A 17,907-nucleotide genomic window follows, 5' to 3' on the forward strand; every position below is an offset into this window, starting at 1 on the left:
GGGGTTTGACGAACATGTTCGGCACGAACTTGTTCGCAGCGAACATGTTCGCTACCGTGGCGGCATGACAGACCGCCCCGACACCCCGCGCAGCCGCCGTGAACGTCCGGCCAAACCCGCTCTGAGCAGGGAGGGCATCGTGACCTCGGCCCTCGCGATCCTGCGCTCGGAGGGCCTGCAGAAGGTGACCATGCGGCGCCTGGCGCAGGAGCTCGACACCGGCCCGGCCTCGCTGTACGTCTACGTCCGCAACACCGCGGAGCTGCACGCGGCCGTCCTGGACGAGCTGCTGGGGACCGTCGAGGCGGCACCGGCCGAGGGCCCGTGGCGCGAGCGGCTGGAGCGGGTGCTGACCTCGTACACCGTGATGCTCTTCGAGCACCCGACCCTCGCCCGCTCCGCGCTGACCGCCTGGCCGAGCGGCCCGCACTACCTGAACCTGATCGAGTCGCTGCTGGCTCTGCTGGACGAGGGCGGTGTCCCGCCCGCGCAGGCCGCGTGGGGCGTGGACCTGCTGCTCCAGCACTGCACCGCCTCGGCCGCGGAGCACGCGGAGGGGGCGCCCGAGGCCGACTGGGACGCCCTGCGCCGCGCCCTGCGCGACACCTCGCCCCGCACCCATCCGCGGATCGCCGCCCTCGGTGACGCACTGCTGTCGGGGTCGCCCGAGGACCGTCTGTCCTGGGCACTGCGGACGCTGATCACCGGCATCGAGCTGACCGCCGTACCGCAATGACCTCAAGGAGTACGCGATGACCACGCACCACCCGACAGCCGTCGTCGGCGCCGGTCTCGGCGGCCTCACCCTCGCGCGCGTGCTGCACGTGCACGGGATCGAGGCGGCCCTCTACGACCTCGACACCTCGCCCGCCGCCCGCACCCAGGGCGGGATGCTCGACATCCACCACGACACCGGCCAGGTGGCGCTGCGCGCCGCGGGGCTGTACGAGCCGTTTCTGGCCCACGTCCACCAGGGCGGGCAGGCCACGCGGGTCCTCGACAGGGACGCGGTGGTCCACCTGGACCGGCCCGACGACGGCGCTGGCGGTCGCCCCGAGATCGACCGCGGCGACCTGCGCGACCTGCTGCTCGGCTCCCTGCCCGAGGGCACCGTCCGGTGGGGCACCAGGGTCACCGGAGCGCGGGGGGTCGGCGGCGGGCGGCACGAGGTGGCCCTGGCCGACGGCACCGTCTTCACCACGGATCTGCTGGTGGGCGCAGACGGGGCCTGGTCGAAGGTGCGCCCGCTCGTGTCGGACGCCCGACCGGCCTACACCGGCGTCTCGTTCGTCGAGGCGGATCTCCGGGACGCCGAGGTGCGTCATCCGGTGAGCGCCGAGGTGGTCGGCGGCGGCATGCTGTTCGCACTCGGGGCGAGCCGGGGACTCCTCGCGCACCGGGAGACCGACGGCAGCCTGCACGTCTACGCCGCCGTGGAGGCCGCCGAGGAGTGGCTCGACGGCATCGACTTCACCGACACCGAGGCGGCCAAGGCGCATGTCCTGGAACACTTCGCGGACTGGGACAAGAGCCTGCGGGCGCTGGTCGGTGACGCCGACGGGGCGCTGGTGCCACGGCGCATCCACGCCCTGCCGGTGGGTCATCGCTGGGCACGCGTCCCGGGCGTGACGCTCCTGGGGGACGCCGCCCATCTGATGTCGCCGTTCGCGGGCGAGGGCGCGAATCTCGCCCTGCTGGACGGGGCCGAGCTCGCTCTGGCGCTGGTCGCGCACCCGGATGACACCGAGGCGGCGCTGGCCGCCTACGAGGAGAAGCTGTTCCCCCGCAGCGAGCTCTCCGCCGCCGAGTCCGCCCAGCAGGGTGAGCTGCTGTTCCGCGCCGACGCACCGCAGGGACTGCTGGACATGTTCGCCGGGCACGGCTGAGCCGGCGGGGCGGCTCTGGCGGCTCTGGCGGCTCTGGCGGCTCTGGCGGCGAGCCTCGCGCGGAACGGGCGGGCTCGGGGCGGGGCAGCTCGGCGCCGGTGCCGAGCCGCGCAGGGCCGGGCCACGCCTGCCGACGGGCTCAGCCGCGCAGAGGCTCGGTGCCCGTGACGCGGGCCGCTGGGCCGCTGGGCCGCTGAGTCGACCCGACGGGCTCAGCCGCGCGGCGGCTCCGTGCCCGTCACGCGGGCGACCAGGTCGACCCAGCCGGCCTCCAGGCGCTCCATGGGCATTCCGCACTGCCGGGTCAGATGGTGGATGAGCGCGGGGTCGAGAGAGGCCAGCAGCGTCTGGGTGAGCAGGTCGCAGTCGGCGTCCGGCACGATCTGACGCAGCAGCACCAGGATGTGCGTGCGCAGCGCCCGCGTCGACGGGTGGGAGAACCGACGGGTCGGCTCCGGCTGGGCGGCGAGCTGCAGATCCAGATGTTCCACCGAGCGGTACAGCGCCGCCACACCGAACGCCCGCAGCCGATCGAGCGGCGGTGCCCCGGGACCCAGCGGCGGAGGTCCGCCGAGGAAGTCGGCCTGCAGCTTCTTCGCCGAGTGGTCGAGCAGCGCCATCAACAGCCCGGTCCGGTCCCCGAAGCGCCGGAAGACGGTCCCCTTGCCCACCTGGGCCGACGCGGCCACCGCCTCCATCGTGACCCCGGCCACCCCGTGCTCGGCTATCAGCCGGGCGGCCGCGTCCAGCAGCCGGGCCCGGTTGCGCGCGGCGTCGGCGCGCAGGCACGGCTCGTCCTCGACGGAGCCGAGCTGCAGCAACTCGGCCTCCCCGAAGGGCTCCTGAGGCCTCGGGAAGGGCGGGAGAGAGGCGGACATGAAGACAGCGTAAAGCATCGGGAACAAAACTGGACCGCGGTCCGGTTAGAGTGCTACAACATTAAACGGACCCCGGTCCGCATGGTGACAGCAGTGTTTCAGCACTTTGGAGTTCGCATGTCTGTTCGTATCCTCGCGCTCGTCGGCAGCCTTCGCGCCGGTTCGCACAACCGCCAGCTCGCCGAGGCGGCCGTCAAGTTCGCGCCCGAGGGTGCGGACGTCGAGATCTTCGAGGGCCTCGCCGAGATCCCGTTCTACAACGAGGACATCGACGTCGAGGGCAACGTCCCGGCCGCCGCCGCCAAGCTGCGTGAGGCCGCCCAGGCCGCCGACGGCTTCCTGCTCTTCGCCCCCGAGTACAACGGCACCATCCCCGCCGTCCTGAAGAACGCCATCGACTGGCTGTCGCGCCCGTACGGCGCCGGCGCCTTCGGCGGCAAGCCGGCCGCCGTGGTCGGCACCGCGTTCGGCCAGTTCGGCGGCGTGTGGGCGCAGGACGAGACCCGCAAGGCCCTGGGCATCGCCGGCGCCAAGGTCCTCGAGGACGTCAAGCTCTCCATCCCCGGCTCCGTGGTCCGCTTCGCGGAGACCCACCCGGCCGACGACGCCGAGGTCGCCGCCCAGCTCACCGAGGTGATCGCCGGCCTGCACGGTCACGCCGGCGAGGTCGCTGCCGCCTGACCGGCGCGGACATGACCCTGGAGGGCCGGAGCCCGTTGGCTCCGGCCCTCTTCGCGTCTCAGGCCACCGCCGTCGCGGCCAGCTCGCGCAGCTCCCCCAGCGCGGCCGCGATCGCCGGCCGTTCGCGGCCGCCCGTGCGGGTGCAGGTGAGCAGTTTGCGGTGCGGGTTGCCCGTGCAGCGCACCCGGACGATCGGCAGATGCGGGGTGAGGTGGGCCAGGCGGGGGATCAGCGCGACGCCCAGCCGGTTGGCGACGAGGTGCGCGGTGACGTTCCAGTCCACGGCGTGATGGTTCACGTCGGGACTGAAGCCCGCCTTGCCGCACGCCGACATCACATGAGTGCGGCAGGCGCTCTCCGGCACCGGGGCGATCCAGCTCTCGTGCGCCGCGTCCGCGAGATCGACGCGCTCGCGACCGGCCAGGGGATGCTCTTCCGGTACGACGAGGTCGAACGGGTCGTCCAGGAGCGGCTGTTGGTCGAAGCGGGCGTCGCCGAGCGGCGGATTGTGCGGGGTGGCCTCGACGATCGCCAGGTCGATCTCCCCTTCGAAGAGCAGGTCGAAGCTCTCCGGGACACCCAACTCCTGGATGCGGACCGACAACCGAGGATGTCGCTCCTGCAGACGGGCCGCCATCGGCGCGAGGAGCACCGCCGCGGCCACCGCCAAGCCGCTCACGCGCAGCGGCCCGGCCGGCTCGCGGTGATCGGCCCGCAGGTCGAGCTCGGCCCGCTCCCAGCGGGCCTGGATGGCGTCGGCGTGGGCGAGCAGGCTCTCGGCGGCCGGGGTGAGCCGCACCCCGCGCCCTTGTGGTTCGAGCAGGTCGACGCCCAGGTCGCGGGCGAGCTGGCGGATCTGCTGGGAGGCGGCGGACGGTGTGAAGTGCAGCGCTCGGGCGGCCGCGGTGACCGTGCCGTAGTGGGCGACCGCCCGCAGGACGTGGAGCCGGCGCAGGTCAATCATGAAGCCCACGCTTCAAGGTGAGGTCCGGAAAGTCAACCTGGACGTGCACGAATCCTCTGCCGCACCCTTGACCGTGTCGCGACGGTCAACCAGCCACGACGTACGAGGAGTCTGTCGCCATGACCAGCACCACCGGCACCACCTGCCCGCACTGCGGCTGGCCCGACGGCGCCGAGCCCTTCCAGGTGGTGTCCCGGCACACCACGGCCGCGGGAAGCACGCTGTGGACCCGCTGTGCCTGCGGTTCGCTCCAGGTCAGGACGGTCGACGGCTGCGGCGCGCGCATCGTCTCCCGCGGCCGTCCCGTCTGACCTCAGTCCAGCTCGGCGAGGCGCGGCACGAGCGGCCCGACGAACCGCTCCATCCACCCCGCCGTCTCGCCGAGCCGCGGCGAGAGGATCAGGGTGTCGATGCCGAGGCCCGTGTAGCCCGTGATGTCCTTGAGGACGGCGTCGGCGTCGCCCTCGTTCAGCGCCTCGCCGCTGTAGGCGACGGTCTTGCGGATCGCGTCGTAGTCGCGCCCCTCGGTCTCGCAGTGGCCGCGCAGCACGTCGAGCTTGTGGCGGACCTCCTCCGGCGAGGTCGCGAAGAGGTTGCACGCGTCGCCGTAACGGGCGACCAGACGCAGGGTCTTCTTCTCCCCTCCCCCGCCGATCATGATCTCGGGGTGCGGGCTGCTGACCGGCGCTGGGACGCACAGGGTCTCGGCGAGCCGGTAATACGTGCCCTCGAAGGGGCCGTTGACGTTCGGGTCCCACATCTGCAGACAGATCCGCAGGGTCTCCTCCAGCCGTTCGAAACGCTCGGCAAGCGGCGGGAACGGCACACCGAGTCCCTCGTGCTCGCGGTCGTACCAGGCCGCCCCGATGCCGAGGGTGGCCCGGCCGCCGGACAGCACGTCGAGCGTGGTGGCGATCTTGGCGAGCAGACCGGGATGGCGGTACGTCACTCCGGTCACCAGCGCGCCGAGACGGACCGTGGAGGTGTGGGCGGCGAGGTAGGAGAGGGTGCTGTAGGCCTCCAGCATGGGGTCCTCGGCGCCGCCGTTGAACTCCATCTGGAAGTAGTGGTCCATCACCGAGAGCCAGCTGACCCCGGCCGCCTCCGCCGCGGCACCGGCGGCGGCGAGTTCGGCACCGAGCGCGGCCCCGCCCCCACTGTGGTCGAACCGGTTGATGTGTACGCCCACTCGCATGTCGCTCTCCGTTTCGCCGCGCCCGCGCCTTCTCCGCTGACGCTAGATCTTCGAGCGCTCTCGAAGTCAAGGGCCGGCACCCCATACGGATCTCACAGCGGACACCAAAATCATTCAAAGCCGGACCCGCCGCCGTCCCCCTCTGCGAGGGTGAACCGATGCAGACCTTCTACCGACAACTGCTCGAACTGATGCCCAAGTTGGGCATTCAGGTGACCGACCTGGGACCGGGGACCGCGGTGGTCTCCCGGCGCGGCCGACGTGTGCGGACCCCGCTGGGACCGGGCGCGGACCTGCTCACCAGGGACGACGGCCGGTACGCGGTCACCGGTGCCGGCAAGGACACCTGGGTGGTGGCGCGGGGCAAGGGCCTCGGCCGGTGGAAGAGCGTGCGGCTCGGCGACAGCGGCGCACGGCTGCTCTTCGACGAGCGGGCCGGGAAGGACGAGCGCAGGCTGCAGCTGGCGGCCGCCGAGTACCTGTGCACCCAGCACGTCGCCGCGATGCTGGACCTCTACCGCGTCAACTGCGTCTTCGACGTCGGCGCCAACGCCGGTCAGTACGCCGGGCGGCTGCGGCGCCTCGGCTACACCGGCCGGATCGTCTCCTTCGAGCCGACCGCGGACGCCTTCGAGCGGCTGTGCACGGCAGCCGCCGACGACCCGGAATGGCACGTGCACCACCTCGGCCTCGGCCGTGAGGACACGGTGAGCGCCATCCACACCGGCTGGAACACCATGAACTCGCTGCTCCCGCCCAGCGACTACGGCCGCGGCCGCTACCAGCGGTTCACCAGGACCCGCACCGAGGAGATCCGCATCCGCCGTCTGGACCAGGTGATGGACGAGGCCCTCGACGGCATCGACGAGCCGCGCCCGTTCCTGAAGATGGACACCCAGGGCTACGACCTGGAGGTGTTCGCCGGTGCCGGGGAGCGGACCGGGGACTTCGTGGGCCTGCAGTCGGAGGTGGCCGTGCTGCGGCTGTACGAGGGCAGCCCGCGGATGAGCGAGGCGGTGGCCGCGTACGAGGACAGCGGGTTCGAGACGACCGGGCTGTACCCGGTGACGCGCGAGGCGGCCACGGGCCGTGTCGTCGAGTTCGACTGCGTGATGATGCGCGCCAAGGCCGCACCCGAGTCGGGCTGAACGCCCGTCAGGCGGTGCGCTCCGCCTGGGCCACGTCCCCCTCGCCCTGCGGCTCCCGATCCTCCCGCTTCTTCGAGGCGCGCAGGCTGGTGATCGTGGTGACCGTCAGGACCAGCACGATGAAGCCCAGCGAGAACGGGATGCTGATCTCCGGGACATGGACTCCGGACTCGTGCAACGCGTGCAGCACCAGCTTGACGCCGATGAAGCCCAGGATGATCGACAGGCCGTAGCTCAGGTGGACCAGCCGCTTGAGCAGGCCGCCGATGAGGAAGTACAGCTGCCTCAGACCCATCAGGGCGAAGGCGTTCGCGGTGAACACGATGTACGGGTCCTGGGTCAGCCCGTAGATGGCGGGAATGGAGTCCAGGGCGAACAGCACGTCGGTGGAGCCGATCGCCAGCATCACGACCAGCATCGGGGTCAGGACCCGCTTGCCGTTCTCCTCGATCCACAGCTTGGTCCCGTGGTAGCGGTCGGCCACACCGAAACGCTTCTCCACCATCTTGAGCAGCTTGTTCTCCTGGTACTCCTCCTCGTGCTCCTCCTTGCGCGCGTCCTGGACGAGCTTCCAGGCGGTCCAGATCAGGAAGGCGCCGAAGAGGTAGAACACCCAGGAGAAGGCGGAGATGATCGCCGCGCCGGCCGCGATGAAGCCGGCGCGCAGCACGAGCGCCACCAGCACGCCGACCATCAGCACCCGCTGCTGGTACTGCGAGGGCACCGCGAACTTGCCCATGATCAGCACGAAGACGAAGAGGTTGTCGACGCTCAGCGACTTCTCGGTGATGTACCCGGCGAAGAACTCCCCGGTGGGCCCGGAGCCGCCGAAGACGAGCAGCCCGATGCCGAAGAGACAGGCCAGCACCACCCAGACGATCGTCCAGATCCCTGCTTCCTTGATGGACACGTCATGGGGCTTGCGGCCGACGAAGAAGTCGACAGCGACGAGCGCGCAGAGGGCCGCGACGGTCAGCAGCCAGACGGAGAGGGATATGTTCACGGACGGTGCTCCTGATGCCGGTGGGGGGTCTCGACAGCGTTGTCGGCGTCGGTGACCCCTTCCACCTCTCACAAGTGAACAGAAGGTCATGACCTGGTATGGGAGCAGCCACCCGCCGAACGGCGGGGAGGTTCCGCCGGACGGCGGCGGTCCGGACAGGGGCGGATACGCGGATCATGTCGCACCAGAGCCGCCGCGCCCCGCGTGAGGAGAAGCCATGTCCCGGATTCCGCCCCCGTTCGACCCAGAGCTCGCCGCCGCCCTGGAACTGATCAGCCAGGTCGTACAGCCCAGCCTGACCCCCGACGAGATCGACCTGGTACGCCAAGGCCCCGGCATCCAGATGCTGGCCGACCTCGACCTGACCCTCGACGGGTTCTTCGAGGTCGAGGACCGCGCCGTCCCGGGCCCGGAGAACGCCCCCGACATCTCGCTGCTGATCGCCCGTCCCGCCGCACCGGTGAGCGCGGGCCCGCGGCCCGTGATCTACCACGTCCACGGTGGCGGCATGGTCCTGGGCAACAACCGGGTCGGAGTGGACGTACCGCTGGCGTGGGGCAGGGAACTCGACGCGGTCGTGGTGTCGGTGGAGTACCGGCTGGCACCGGAGCACCCGCATCCCGCGCCGATCGAGGACGTGTACGCCGGTCTGCTGTGGACGGCGGAGCACGCCGAGGAGTTCGGCGGCGACCCCGAGCGGATCGTGATCGCGGGCGCCAGCGCGGGTGGCGGCCTGAGCGCGGCGCTGGCTCTGCTGACCCGGGACCGCAAGGGTCCGCGGCCGATCGGGCAGGTGCTGATGTGTCCGATGCTGGACGACCGCAACGACACTCCGTCCACGTACCAGATGGCGGGTCTCGGCGTCTGGGACCGCACGGCCAACGAGACCGGCTGGACGGCACTCCTCGGCGCGGAGCGCGGCGGCCCGGACGTCTCCCCGTACGCCGCCCCCGCCCGCGCCGAGGACCTGACCGGCCTGCCCCCGGCCTTCCTCGACGTCGGCTCGGCGGAGACCTTCCGCGACGAGGCCGTCGCCTTCGCCTCCCGCATCTGGCAGTCCGGCGGCATCGCCGAACTCCATGTCTGGCCCGGTGGCTTCCACGGCTTCGACGGCTTCGCCCCGCAGGCGGCGCTGTCCCAGGCGGCGCGGGCGGCGCAGGTGGACTGGCTGCGGCGGCTGATCAACGGGTGACGGCACGGACATCCCGTCGTCCGGGACGGCAGTGATGGTGACCCGCCGGTTCGCCTTCGGCGTGCCGAGGAAGCGCTGACCGGCGGGGGCCATGCGGAGTGAACCGGTACGGAACCGGGCTCCCCATCGGAGTGCCCCGTACCGCACCATGTGCGTATGAAAGAGCTGGCGGGACGACTGACCGCGCTGGACCCGGATGCCGGGGCCGCGGTGCAGGTCATCTCCTACTTCGACCGGCTGGCCGAGACACGGGCCGGGCTGGAGGCACTGGTGCGCGGGGCCGCCGTGCTGGCCGGGTGTCCGGCGCGGCTCGTCGACGCGGGCCGGCGGGTGCGGCTGCGGGTCGAGACGGACGGGGTCCGCAGGGACTCCGAGGTCCCGCCGGACGCGGACTGGCCGTGTGCGGCGCTGGAGCCCGGCGGCGAGCCAGCCCTGTGGCTGGAGCGGGCGGAGACCGAGCCGAGCGTGGTCGACGCGGTGATCCTGGAGCGGGCCGCCGGCGCGATACGGCTGGTCCTGGACCGCACCCGGGGCCGCGCCCCGGCCTCCCCCGCCGACGACCCGGCACTGGTGGAGACCCTGCTGGACGCCTCGGTGCCCGAACCGGCCCGGCTGCACGCGGCCCGCGCGCTCGGTATCGACCTCACGGCACGGGTGCGGGCCCTTGCCTCGGGGGACGGCCGGCCCCGGATCACGGTCGACCTCGGCGCCCTTCCGCCCGACCGCCTCGGTGTGGGCCCCGCCGTCCCGGTGCTGGACCTGCCGGGCTCATGGGCGGCCGCGCGCACGGCCCTGCGGTTCACGGCCGAGGGCACCACGCAGGACCCCGGTCCACGTGTGGTCCACGCCGACGAGCTGGGCGGAGTCGCGCTGCTCGCGGATCTCGTCGTACCGGGTGCCGAGCCGCCGCCCGACGTGCGGGCGCTGGAGGCGGCCGCAGCGGCGGTGCCCGGCCTGCTGGCGACGCTGCACGCCGTGGCCTCGACGGCGAGTCAGCGGGCGGCGGCGGCCGAGATCAACGTGCACCACTCCACCCTCCAGGACCGGCTGACCCAGGCCGAGCATCTGCTGGGCTGGCCGCTGCGCACTCCGCAGGGCCGGCTCAGACTTCAACTGGCGCTGACGATGCGGCACTTGGCCCGGCCGTGACCTCACCGCCGTACAGGTTCCGGGCGCCACAGGGTCGTCGTCGGTCGCGGGGTGGTCATGATGGCCGCCTCCGGGAGGACCGGCCGCCGGTGCGGTCGATCGTGAGTCCGGACGGTACCGGCGCAACCGGCGTGCCCGCCAAGGAGTTTCGACCGGCTAGCGGAGGGCGAAGGACGCCCGGTGCTGCCATTCCGCGCCGGTGTGGACGACCAGGTCGACCGTCGGTACACGTGCTGTGATCGGGAGGCTGGGGCGAAGGGTGGCTTCCAGTTTGTCCAGCACCGCCTCGTCCTGGCCCTGGGCGACCGTCAGATGCGGGTGGGCCTCGTACCTGCCGCCGTACGGCGGGGCTTCCGGCCAGCGGTCGACGACCGACTCGGTGAGCCGGCGGAACGGGGCGTCCGGGACGGGGGCGAGGTAGAGCAGGCCGGGGAAGCGGCCGCATTCCTCGAACCGCACGTCGAAGGAGCGGTGGCGTCCGAAGATCTCGTCCAGGGCGGCGCAGGTGCCGTCGTCGACGAGGGACGCGTGCAGGAACGGGAAGAGCACGGTGACGTGAGCCGGGACCCCGGCTCGGGCGGCGGGGTCGTAGCGCTCCCGCCAGGCCCGGACCGCGGGTTCCGCCTCCGGCACGGGCACGACCAGCGCCGTCTGCCCCGCCGAGAAGTTCTCGGATGCTTCGTCTGCCATGCCATGGGTGTACCAGGCCGATCCCGGCAACCGCGACCAGACATGACTTGCGTACGCGGTATATGTGCATCAGCCGACAATTGCGCTGGTGTCCTATCCTGGACCGCACCACTTCGGACGGAGGAACCAGCCCCCATGACCGCGACGGATCCGGCGCTCACCGCCCTCGCCCAGGGCTGGTGCGCCCTCTCGCTGCTGCACGGCCGGATCGAGGCCCACATCGAGCGCGCGCTGCAGGCCGGGCACGATCTGAGCGTGCGGGAGTACTCGCTGCTGGACGTGCTCAGCCGACAGCACGACGGGGAGGGCGGCCATCTCCAGATGAAACAGGTCGCCGACGCCGTGGTCCTCAGCCAGAGCGCCACGACCCGACTGGTCACCCGCCTCGAGGACCGGGGCCTGCTGACCCGCTACCTGTGCCCCACCGACCGGCGCGGCATCTACACCAACGTCACCGAGGCCGGACTGAAGCTGCTGGATGAGGCTCGCCCCACCAATGAGGCAGCCCTGCGCGAGGCCCTCGACGAGGCCGCACGGAATGCGGAGCTGGCCCCCCTGGTGAAGGCGGTCGAGACGCTCGGCGTCGCCGCCTGAGACCGAGGCCCCCGTGAGCGCTGATACTCCGGGGGCTTTCGCGTGCCCGGTTGACCGCTCGATCGCTTCAATCCATCCTCAACCGGCCGTCGACCGCTGCTGGTTCATCAGGCCGAGCGCCGCGTCCGCCGCCGTGGTGACGATGTCCGCGGTGGCGCCCGCCGCCCCGGCCACGTCGGTCACCAGTCGGACGTCCTTGCGGAGCAGGGGTCCCGCATGGACGGCGATACGGTCCAGGGTGGCGCCGGCGGAGGCGACGCGGTCCAGGGCGAAGCTGGCCGCGCTTCCCTTGCCGAGGATCTGGGCGAGGGCGGCGGGGTCGACAGCGAGGTCGCGGCCGAGGGCGAGGGTGTCGGCGGCTGTGGCCAAGTTGGCCGTGAAAAGCAGGTTGTTGAGGAGTTTCGCCACCTGTCCGGTGCCCAGCGGGCCGGTGTGGACGACCGGATCGCCGTACGTCGCGAACACCGGACGGCAGTAGGCCACCGTGCCGGGCTCACCGCCGACCATGACCACCAGCCTGCCCTCGGCCGCCCGCGGGCCTCCCCCGCTGACCGGGGCGTCGACGAGGGTGACGCCGTGGGTGCGGGCGCGGTCGGCGAGCCGGCGGCAGGTGTCGGGGTGGACGGTGCTGTGCACGGCGATCACCCCGCCCTTGCGGAGGCCGGACAGGACACCGTGCTCGCCGGTGACGACCTCCTCGACGTCCGCGTCGTCCACCACGCAGACGCAGACCAGGTCGCTGACCGAGGCGAGGTCCGCGGGGGACGTGGCGCGCTTCGCGGGGGTGTCGGCGAAGGGGACGAGGGTGGCGGGGCGGCGGGCCCAGAGGGTCGTCTCATGGCCCGCGTCGATGATCCGGCGGGCCATGGGGGCGCCCTGGCTGCCCAGGCCGATGAAACCGACGCGCATCAAGTGGCCTCCTGCTCAACGGTGTGGGGAGCCGCCGCCGGTTCGGGTGCGGCGGGCCGGGGGCGCCAGAAGGTGGCGAGCAGACCGGCGGTCGCCACGACGGCGACGCCGAGCGCGAGACCACCGCCCGCCCAGCCGGTGACGTCGATGCCGGCCGCCTCGTCCACGGAGGCGCTGCCGGGTCCGAGCACGGCCAGCGCCAGCGCGACGACGGAGAGCGTGAGGACGTACTCGTAGCCCTCCTTGAAGACGAAGAACCCGTTGGGGCGGTGGGCGAGCAGGCCCGCGACCAGCATCACCGAGATGACGGCCGCGCAGGCCAGCGGGGTGAGCAGGCCGGCCAACAGCAGTACGCCGGCGCCGATTTCGGTGAGCACGCTCAGCCACGCCTGCAGGGTGCCGTGGGTGAGGCCCAGGCCGGTGAACCAGCGGGCGGTGCCCGCGATACGGCCGCCTCCGCGCCAGTGGTTGTAGCCGTGCGCGATCATGACGACGCCCAGGACCAGACGCAGCAGAGTTGCGACGGCATCCGTTTCGTTCATCCCGCTCTCCCTTGCCGTGGGGGCGCGGCGCGGTGGGCCTCCTGGATCACCGCGCACTCCTCCGCGAACGACAGCACCTTCAGGTGGTAGGCCCGGGCCGAGTGCCCGAGGCTCAGATTGTGCCCGCTGTCGGGCTGTTCATTGACGCGTACGCGAGGGGACGCGGAGAAGAGCGAGGCGATGTCGGCCAGGGCCGCGGGTCCGGAGCTCCAGACCTCCTCGTGGTCGCCGAGGCTGAACTGCACGGGCACGCGCACGCGAGCCGCCAACTCCGGGAACTCGTACCGCCATTCGCGCGCGGCGGACTCGTACGCGGGCGAGGCTGCGGCGATGCCGGCGCCGCCGAGGACATCGGACGGGTACAAGTGGCCCGGTCCCCACAGGGCTTCACGGAGGCGGGCGCGAGCCCGGCCCTCCGGGCGCAGATCCTCCTCGCTGCCCTCCAGGAAACTCACGGAACGCGGGTGGTGGTAGCGCCCGGTACCGGCGATCTCCAGGCCCAGCAGATCGGTTCCGCGGGTATGGGCGGCCATGCGGACGGCCAGTTCACTGCCCGCGGAGTGAGCCAGCAGGAAGACTCCCGCTCCCATGGGGCGGGAGGCGAGCAGGCGGTCCAGAGCGGCGTGCGTGAGGTCGATTCGTCTTGCGGGGTGGGTGAGTTGGGCGGCTTGGGGCAGCGAGGCTCCGTAGCCCGGGCGGTCCAGGGCGATGACGGTGAAGCCGAGGGCGGCGCCGGTGCGCAGGAGGGAGAGGCGCGGGTGGTTCGGGCAGTCGAAGTACGCGGAGTTGGTGCCACCGCCGTGCAGAGCGAGGACGACGGCCCGGGGGTCGCGTACCCAACTCGCTCTGTACGACAGGGAGATGCCATCGATGTCGACGGCGCCGGGCACGACGGCGTGGTGGCTGTCTGTCACGTGTCCGTCCTGAGGAGAAGGACCCCGCTCGGCGCGAGACCGCCGGTGCTGACCACGGCGACCCTCGCTCCCGGCACCTGGCGTTCCCCGCCCTCGCCCCGGAGTTGGACGATCGCCTCGTGGACGAGCCCCATGCCGTGGGTGCGGCCGTGGGAGAGCTGGCCGCCGTGGGTGTTGAGGGGCAGTACGCCGTCCCGGGCGATGTTCTTCCCGCCGTCCAGGAAGTCCTTCGCCTCACCGATGCCGCAGAAGCCCAACGCCTCTATCCAGGAGAGGCAGTTGAAGGTGAAGCCGTCGTAGAGCTGGGCGATGTCGACGTCCTCGGGGCGCAGGGTGGTGCGGGTCCACAGGTGGGCGGACTGGCCGAGGACCTGTGGTTCATGGGTGAGGGTGCTCTGGTCCCACTCGATGCGCTCGGTGATCCGGGTGCCGACGGCCTCGACGAGGACGGGTGGTTTGGCGAGGTCGCGAGCGGTGTCGACGGCCGAGACGACGACGGCGACGGCACCGTCGCAGGGGACGTCACAGTCGTAGAGGCCGAAGGGGGTGGTGATGGTGCGGGCCTGCAGGTAGTCGTCCATCGTCAGCGGGTCGCGGTAGATGGCCGTGGGGTTCAGGGCCGCGTTGGCGCGTTGGTTGAGGGCGATCCAGCCGAGGGTCTCGCGGGTGGTGCCGTACCGGTGGAAGTGGCGTTGGGCGTTCTGGGCGAGAGTGTGGGCGGCGGAGATGGCGCCGAAGGGCTTGAGCCAGCCGGCGTCCGAGGCGGGGACCGGGATCTTCCCCTGCTTGACCAGCTCTCCGTAGCTGGCCTCCCACAGCGTGCGGAAACAGAGCACATGGCGGGCCAGACCGCCTGCCACCGCGAGCATCGCCGCGATCAGGGAGCCACCGGGGCCGAAGGTCTCTCCGCCGCCGTTGTACCAGGTGGGGCGAATGCCGAGGGCGGACTCCAGTGCCGTGACGCCGCCTTCGGCGAAGCCGCCGTACGCTCCGGCGCCCGGGTAGGTGGCCAGGCCGTCGATGTCGTCCAGGGTGAGGCCGGCGTCGGCGACCGCGGCTTCACAGGCCTCGACGGTGAGGGAGAGCGGGGGGACCATCAGGCGACGGCCGAGGCGGGAGGCGCCTATGCCGGTGAGGGCTGCCTTGTCCTCGAATTTCTCCCGCGTCACCATCGGTGATATGTGACATAGCACTGAGCCCGGCTCGACCTCGTCCTCGGGCAGTGGCCCCGGCTCGCCCTGCTCGGCCGTCGGGCGGAACAGGGGCAGCCAGACGTCCCCGGCCTGCTCGAAGAGCACCTCCATGCGCATGCCGAGGGCGAGTTGGTCGGGGTCGCACTCGACGGCGTTGGTGGTGAGGCGGACGCGGGGGTCCTCCTCAAGCGCGACCTGGGCGACGACGTACGGCGCCGGGAGCCCTGGCAGGCTGAAGCGGTGGCTGACGGTGAAGCCGATGAGGGTGGCGTACCCGGAGACGGCCCGTACGCCCATCGTCCGACCCCGGCAGTACCGGCAGACCGGCTGGGGCGGGTGGATCAGGGCCGTGCACGAGGTGCACTCCTGGATGCGCAGCCTGCCGTGCGCCCCTGACGTCCAGTAGAACTCGTTCTGTTCGGTGATCAGGGGCAGGGGGCGCCCCGGCGATGCGGCCACCGCTCTCTCCTCCGTGTCAGCGCCCGGTGTCGGCCCGGGCCGTGCGTACGGTCACCGGGGCGGCGAGGCCCTGCTCGTCGCAGGCCCGTTGGAGCGTCTCCAGGGTCTCGTCGAGGGAGGGTCCGAGCCGCTTGCCGGGGGTGAAGGTCGCCGGGAGGTGGCGCATGCCCTGGATGATGCCGATGGTCTCGTAGTGGACGGTGCCCTCGGGGTCGCAGCGGAAGTCCGGCATACGGTCCAGGACGGCGGTGATCATGCGCTTGAACACCGTACGGGCGACGTTCGAGCCGATGCACCGGTGGATGCCGAGGCCGAAGCTGCTGTGCCGGTTGCCCTTGCGGTCGAGGTGGACCCGGTCGGGGTCGGGGAAGACGGACGGGTCGCGGTTGGCCATCGCCCACGACAGCCACAGGCGTTCACCCTCCTCGAACTTCTGTCCGGCGATCTCGCAGTCGGCGGAGATCGTACGGCCGTCCCCCGGAGCCGGGGTGAAGTAGCGCAGGAACTCCTCGGTCGCCGAGTCCAGCAGAGTGTCCCGCTCGCGGCTGAGCCGGTCCCGCTCAGCGGGATTCTCCGACAGCCATTCCAGGGCGTGCGCGGTGAGTGCCGTGGTCGTGTCGAAGCCGCCGCCGATGAGAAGCGCGAGGACACCGGTCAACTCGTCGTCGGGCGGGGTCTTTCCGTTGATGTCGGCGCGCACCAGGGCGTCGATCAGGCCCGGCCTGGGCTTCTCCCGGATCTCCGACAGCGCCATGTACAGCGACATGCCCATCTTCCGGCTCAGCTCGGCGACCCGCGGCATGTCGGGCGAGTCGGGCGGGGTGTAGACGGAGGCGTGGGCCGGTTCGTTGTAGACGGTCCAGTCCTTGAGGGGGATGCCCAGCATGGCGAGGGTGAGGACCGCCGGCACGATGTTGGCGAGGTCGTCGACGAAGTCGATCCGTCCCTGCTCGATCTTCTCGTCGAGGCAGGCGCGGACCACCTCGTCGACGAAGGGGATCCAGCGGCTGACGGCCGCCGGGGAGAGGTACGGGTTGAGGGTCTGGCGGTAGTGCCGCTGCTCGGGCGGGTCCATCTCCAGGAATCCGCCCTGCACTTCGCGGGCGCGGGGCGGCGAGGGGATGGTGATGCCCTTGTAGCCGCGCCGTACGCCCTTCACGTCGTGGTCGTTGGAGAGGAACTCCGCGGAGCGCGCCAGCTCGAAGACCTCGCGGTTGCCGCTGGCGACCCAGTGGCCGCCGTGGGTGTCCGTCCAGGCGATCGGGCACTTGGCGTGCAGTTCGTGGGTGGTCTCCTCGAACTCGTGGCGGTACTGGGGTGTGTGCCGGTCGAAGTGCACACGGGCCTTCTTGCGGTCGTCGTCGCTAGGTGTCTCGGTCACGGGGCCTCCTCTTTCAGAAGATCTGGATGGCCCGTTCCGGGCACGAGTGCGCGGCTTCCCGCACGTCCTCTTCCTGATCGGCCGGTACGTCCTCGCTGACGGCCGAGGAGTGGCCGTCGACCTCGTCCAGCTGGAACGACTTCGGAGCGGTCATCCAGCAGAGCGTGTGGCCCTGGCAGCGCTCCGGATCGACGCGGACCTTCACGGCTTGCCTCCCTGTCACGGTGGGGTTCTGGGGGTTCAGCGGCGCCAGTCGTACCACTTGAGGTAGCCGCCGGCGTCCACGCGCAGCTGGGTGCCGGTGATGTAGCGGGCCTCGTCGGAGGCGAGGAAGAGAACGGCGTTGCTGATGTCGCGCGGTTCGACGTACGGGATCGGCATGGCCTGCTGTACGGCGAAGCCGGGCTCGGCGTCCTCACGGGTGGGGTGTTCGAGGTCGGGGCGGAAGGACTTGTACATCGGCTCGCTCTGCAGCATGCGGGTGTCCACGTTGGTGGGGTGGACGACGTTGGCGCGCTGCTTCAACGGGGCGAGGTTGCGGGCGAGTTCGTGCACGTACTCCGACAGGGCCCGCTTGGCGAACGCGTAGCCCGAACCGCCCGGGTTGTTGCCGGGCTCCTGGACGATGCCGAACTCCATCAGGGCGGCCGTGGAGCCGGTGGCGATGACCGAGGCGCCCTCGCGCAGGTGCGGGAGGCTGATCTGGATGGCGTTGATGGTGCCGATCAGGTCGACGTCGATGGCGTCGCACCAGGCCTGCAGCTTGGGCTCCCCGCGCAGCGGGGCGATGCCGGCCTGTGCCACCACGATGTCCAGGCCGCCGAGTTCGGCGAGACCGCTCTCCAGCGCGGCGCGCAGGGCTGCGCTGTCCCGTACGTCGGCCTGTCGGGCGACGATGCGGCGGCCCTGTTCCTCGACCAGCCGGACCGTCTCCTTGAGGTCCTCGGGCGTGGCCATCGGATAGCCGACCGTCTGGAAGTCGCGGCAGATGTCCACCGCGATGATGTCGGCGCCCTCCTCGGCCAGCCGTACGGCGTGGCTGCGGCCCTGTCCGCGTGCCGCGCCGGTGATGAACGCGACCTTGCCATCGACTCGTCCCATGGACGGTGTCCTTTCTTCCGTGGTGTTC

Annotated in this window: 20 protein-coding genes; 8 read left to right on the forward strand and 12 right to left on the reverse strand. The window is 71.5% G+C overall.

All coding sequences use genetic code 11. The annotated features are described in order from the left end of the window. Nucleotides 1-64 precede the first annotated feature (64 nt). Both ACWC09_RS07565 and ACWC09_RS07570 read left to right on the forward strand, forming a co-directional pair. Nucleotides 65-736 (forward strand): TetR/AcrR family transcriptional regulator, encoded by a 672-nt coding sequence (locus ACWC09_RS07565; RefSeq protein ID WP_450849492.1) that lies wholly within the window; start codon nucleotides 65-67, stop codon nucleotides 734-736. A gap of 16 nt (nucleotides 737-752) precedes the next feature. Beyond that, entirely contained in the window at nucleotides 753-1,886 is a 1,134-nt protein-coding gene (locus tag ACWC09_RS07570; RefSeq protein ID WP_450849494.1) for an FAD-dependent oxidoreductase, read from the forward strand. A 212-nt stretch (nucleotides 1,887-2,098) separates the two neighbouring features. On the opposite strand, the gene ACWC09_RS07575 is transcribed toward ACWC09_RS07570, so the two are convergent. After that, complete coding sequence (locus ACWC09_RS07575; protein WP_450849496.1) at nucleotides 2,099-2,782, reverse strand: TetR/AcrR family transcriptional regulator; 684 nt, start codon at nucleotides 2,780-2,782, stop codon at nucleotides 2,099-2,101. 99 nt (nucleotides 2,783-2,881) lie between these two features. On the opposite strand from ACWC09_RS07575, the gene ACWC09_RS07580 reads away from it, so the two are divergent. Beyond that, complete coding sequence (locus ACWC09_RS07580; protein ID WP_450849498.1) at nucleotides 2,882-3,445, forward strand: NAD(P)H-dependent oxidoreductase; 564 nt, start codon at nucleotides 2,882-2,884, stop codon at nucleotides 3,443-3,445. Nucleotides 3,446-3,503: 58 nt separating this feature from the next. Here ACWC09_RS07580 and ACWC09_RS07585 read toward each other — a convergent pair whose 3' ends face one another. Continuing rightward, nucleotides 3,504-4,409 (reverse strand): LysR substrate-binding domain-containing protein, encoded by a 906-nt coding sequence (locus tag ACWC09_RS07585; protein ID WP_450849500.1) that lies wholly within the window; start codon nucleotides 4,407-4,409, stop codon nucleotides 3,504-3,506. A gap of 119 nt (nucleotides 4,410-4,528) precedes the next feature. Here ACWC09_RS07585 and ACWC09_RS07590 point away from each other — a divergent pair, with 119 nt between their 5' ends. Continuing rightward, nucleotides 4,529-4,720, forward strand: a complete 192-nt coding sequence (locus ACWC09_RS07590; RefSeq protein WP_450849502.1) for a hypothetical protein — start codon at nucleotides 4,529-4,531, stop codon at nucleotides 4,718-4,720. A 2-nt stretch (nucleotides 4,721-4,722) separates the two neighbouring features. Here the strand turns inward: ACWC09_RS07590 and ACWC09_RS07595 are convergent, their stop codons facing one another. After that, nucleotides 4,723-5,604 (reverse strand): LLM class F420-dependent oxidoreductase, encoded by an 882-nt coding sequence (locus ACWC09_RS07595; RefSeq protein ID WP_450849504.1) that lies wholly within the window; start codon nucleotides 5,602-5,604, stop codon nucleotides 4,723-4,725. A gap of 158 nt (nucleotides 5,605-5,762) precedes the next feature. Between ACWC09_RS07595 and ACWC09_RS07600 the strand changes: the two genes are divergently transcribed. Then, nucleotides 5,763-6,752: an FkbM family methyltransferase gene (locus tag ACWC09_RS07600; RefSeq protein WP_450849506.1), complete on the forward strand. Its 990-nt coding sequence runs from the start codon at nucleotides 5,763-5,765 to the stop codon at nucleotides 6,750-6,752. A 7-nt stretch (nucleotides 6,753-6,759) separates the two neighbouring features. Here the strand turns inward: ACWC09_RS07600 and ACWC09_RS07605 are convergent, their stop codons facing one another. Then, on the reverse strand, nucleotides 6,760-7,755 hold the full coding sequence (locus ACWC09_RS07605) for a TerC family protein (protein ID WP_450849507.1): 996 nt from the start codon (nucleotides 7,753-7,755) through the stop codon (nucleotides 6,760-6,762). Nucleotides 7,756-7,972: 217 nt separating this feature from the next. Between ACWC09_RS07605 and ACWC09_RS07610 the strand changes: the two genes are divergently transcribed. Further along, nucleotides 7,973-8,947: an alpha/beta hydrolase gene (locus tag ACWC09_RS07610; protein ID WP_450849509.1), complete on the forward strand. Its 975-nt coding sequence runs from the start codon at nucleotides 7,973-7,975 to the stop codon at nucleotides 8,945-8,947. 156 nt (nucleotides 8,948-9,103) lie between these two features. Continuing rightward, complete coding sequence (locus ACWC09_RS07615; RefSeq protein WP_450849511.1) at nucleotides 9,104-10,096, forward strand: helix-turn-helix domain-containing protein; 993 nt, start codon at nucleotides 9,104-9,106, stop codon at nucleotides 10,094-10,096. 156 nt (nucleotides 10,097-10,252) lie between these two features. Here ACWC09_RS07615 and ACWC09_RS07620 read toward each other — a convergent pair whose 3' ends face one another. Continuing rightward, nucleotides 10,253-10,786, reverse strand: a complete 534-nt coding sequence (locus tag ACWC09_RS07620; protein WP_450849513.1) for a 2'-5' RNA ligase family protein — start codon at nucleotides 10,784-10,786, stop codon at nucleotides 10,253-10,255. 135 nt (nucleotides 10,787-10,921) lie between these two features. Between ACWC09_RS07620 and ACWC09_RS07625 the strand changes: the two genes are divergently transcribed. Then, nucleotides 10,922-11,380, forward strand: coding sequence for a MarR family winged helix-turn-helix transcriptional regulator (locus ACWC09_RS07625; protein WP_450849514.1), 459 nt, complete (start codon nucleotides 10,922-10,924; stop codon nucleotides 11,378-11,380). A gap of 78 nt (nucleotides 11,381-11,458) precedes the next feature. Here ACWC09_RS07625 and ACWC09_RS07630 read toward each other — a convergent pair whose 3' ends face one another. The 7 genes from ACWC09_RS07630 to ACWC09_RS07660 are packed head-to-tail and all read right to left on the reverse strand — an operon-like array spanning nucleotide 11,459 to nucleotide 17,879. Beyond that, a complete protein-coding gene (locus ACWC09_RS07630; protein WP_450849516.1) occupies nucleotides 11,459-12,289 on the reverse strand; it encodes an NAD(P)-dependent oxidoreductase in 831 nt (276 codons plus the stop codon). Further along, nucleotides 12,289-12,831: a DoxX family protein gene (locus tag ACWC09_RS07635; protein ID WP_450849518.1), complete on the reverse strand. Its 543-nt coding sequence runs from the start codon at nucleotides 12,829-12,831 to the stop codon at nucleotides 12,289-12,291. The genes ACWC09_RS07630 and ACWC09_RS07635 overlap by 1 nt, the downstream gene beginning before the upstream one ends. Continuing rightward, on the reverse strand, nucleotides 12,828-13,745 hold the full coding sequence (locus ACWC09_RS07640; RefSeq protein ID WP_450849520.1) for an alpha/beta fold hydrolase: 918 nt from the start codon (nucleotides 13,743-13,745) through the stop codon (nucleotides 12,828-12,830). Before ACWC09_RS07640 ends, ACWC09_RS07635 begins: the two co-directional genes overlap by 4 nt. Beyond that, on the reverse strand, nucleotides 13,742-15,397 hold the full coding sequence (locus ACWC09_RS07645) for a thiolase C-terminal domain-containing protein (RefSeq protein ID WP_450849522.1): 1,656 nt from the start codon (nucleotides 15,395-15,397) through the stop codon (nucleotides 13,742-13,744). Before ACWC09_RS07645 ends, ACWC09_RS07640 begins: the two co-directional genes overlap by 4 nt. 16 nt (nucleotides 15,398-15,413) lie before the next feature. Further along, complete coding sequence (locus ACWC09_RS07650; RefSeq protein WP_450849524.1) at nucleotides 15,414-16,778, reverse strand: cytochrome P450; 1,365 nt, start codon at nucleotides 16,776-16,778, stop codon at nucleotides 15,414-15,416. Nucleotides 16,779-16,791: 13 nt separating this feature from the next. Next, nucleotides 16,792-16,983, reverse strand: a complete 192-nt coding sequence (locus ACWC09_RS07655; protein WP_242767568.1) for a ferredoxin — start codon at nucleotides 16,981-16,983, stop codon at nucleotides 16,792-16,794. Nucleotides 16,984-17,018: 35 nt separating this feature from the next. Next, on the reverse strand, nucleotides 17,019-17,879 hold the full coding sequence (locus tag ACWC09_RS07660; RefSeq protein ID WP_450849526.1) for a mycofactocin-coupled SDR family oxidoreductase: 861 nt from the start codon (nucleotides 17,877-17,879) through the stop codon (nucleotides 17,019-17,021). Nucleotides 17,880-17,907 lie beyond the last annotated feature (28 nt).

This window comes from Streptomyces sp. NPDC001617 (genome assembly GCF_053596855.1).

Bases quoted from the DNA above. Each gene is read 5' to 3' on its own strand.
- ACWC09_RS07565 (WP_450849492.1), top strand. From the start codon at position 65: ATGACAGACCGCCCCGACACCCCGCGCAGCCGCCGTGAACGTCCGGCC.
- ACWC09_RS07570 (WP_450849494.1), top strand. From the start codon at position 753: ATGACCACGCACCACCCGACAGCCGTCGTCGGCGCCGGTCTCGGCGGC.
- ACWC09_RS07575 (WP_450849496.1), bottom strand. From the start codon at position 2,782: ATGCTTTACGCTGTCTTCATGTCCGCCTCTCTCCCGCCCTTCCCGAGG.
- ACWC09_RS07580 (WP_450849498.1), top strand. From the start codon at position 2,882: ATGTCTGTTCGTATCCTCGCGCTCGTCGGCAGCCTTCGCGCCGGTTCG.
- ACWC09_RS07585 (WP_450849500.1), bottom strand. From the start codon at position 4,409: ATGATTGACCTGCGCCGGCTCCACGTCCTGCGGGCGGTCGCCCACTAC.
- ACWC09_RS07590 (WP_450849502.1), top strand. From the start codon at position 4,529: ATGACCAGCACCACCGGCACCACCTGCCCGCACTGCGGCTGGCCCGAC.
- ACWC09_RS07595 (WP_450849504.1), bottom strand. From the start codon at position 5,604: ATGCGAGTGGGCGTACACATCAACCGGTTCGACCACAGTGGGGGCGGG.
- ACWC09_RS07600 (WP_450849506.1), top strand. From the start codon at position 5,763: ATGCAGACCTTCTACCGACAACTGCTCGAACTGATGCCCAAGTTGGGC.
- ACWC09_RS07610 (WP_450849509.1), top strand. From the start codon at position 7,973: ATGTCCCGGATTCCGCCCCCGTTCGACCCAGAGCTCGCCGCCGCCCTG.
- ACWC09_RS07615 (WP_450849511.1), top strand. From the start codon at position 9,104: ATGAAAGAGCTGGCGGGACGACTGACCGCGCTGGACCCGGATGCCGGG.
- ACWC09_RS07620 (WP_450849513.1), bottom strand. From the start codon at position 10,786: ATGGCAGACGAAGCATCCGAGAACTTCTCGGCGGGGCAGACGGCGCTG.
- ACWC09_RS07625 (WP_450849514.1), top strand. From the start codon at position 10,922: ATGACCGCGACGGATCCGGCGCTCACCGCCCTCGCCCAGGGCTGGTGC.
- ACWC09_RS07630 (WP_450849516.1), bottom strand. From the start codon at position 12,289: ATGCGCGTCGGTTTCATCGGCCTGGGCAGCCAGGGCGCCCCCATGGCC.
- ACWC09_RS07635 (WP_450849518.1), bottom strand. From the start codon at position 12,831: ATGAACGAAACGGATGCCGTCGCAACTCTGCTGCGTCTGGTCCTGGGC.
- ACWC09_RS07660 (WP_450849526.1), bottom strand. From the start codon at position 17,879: ATGGGACGAGTCGATGGCAAGGTCGCGTTCATCACCGGCGCGGCACGC.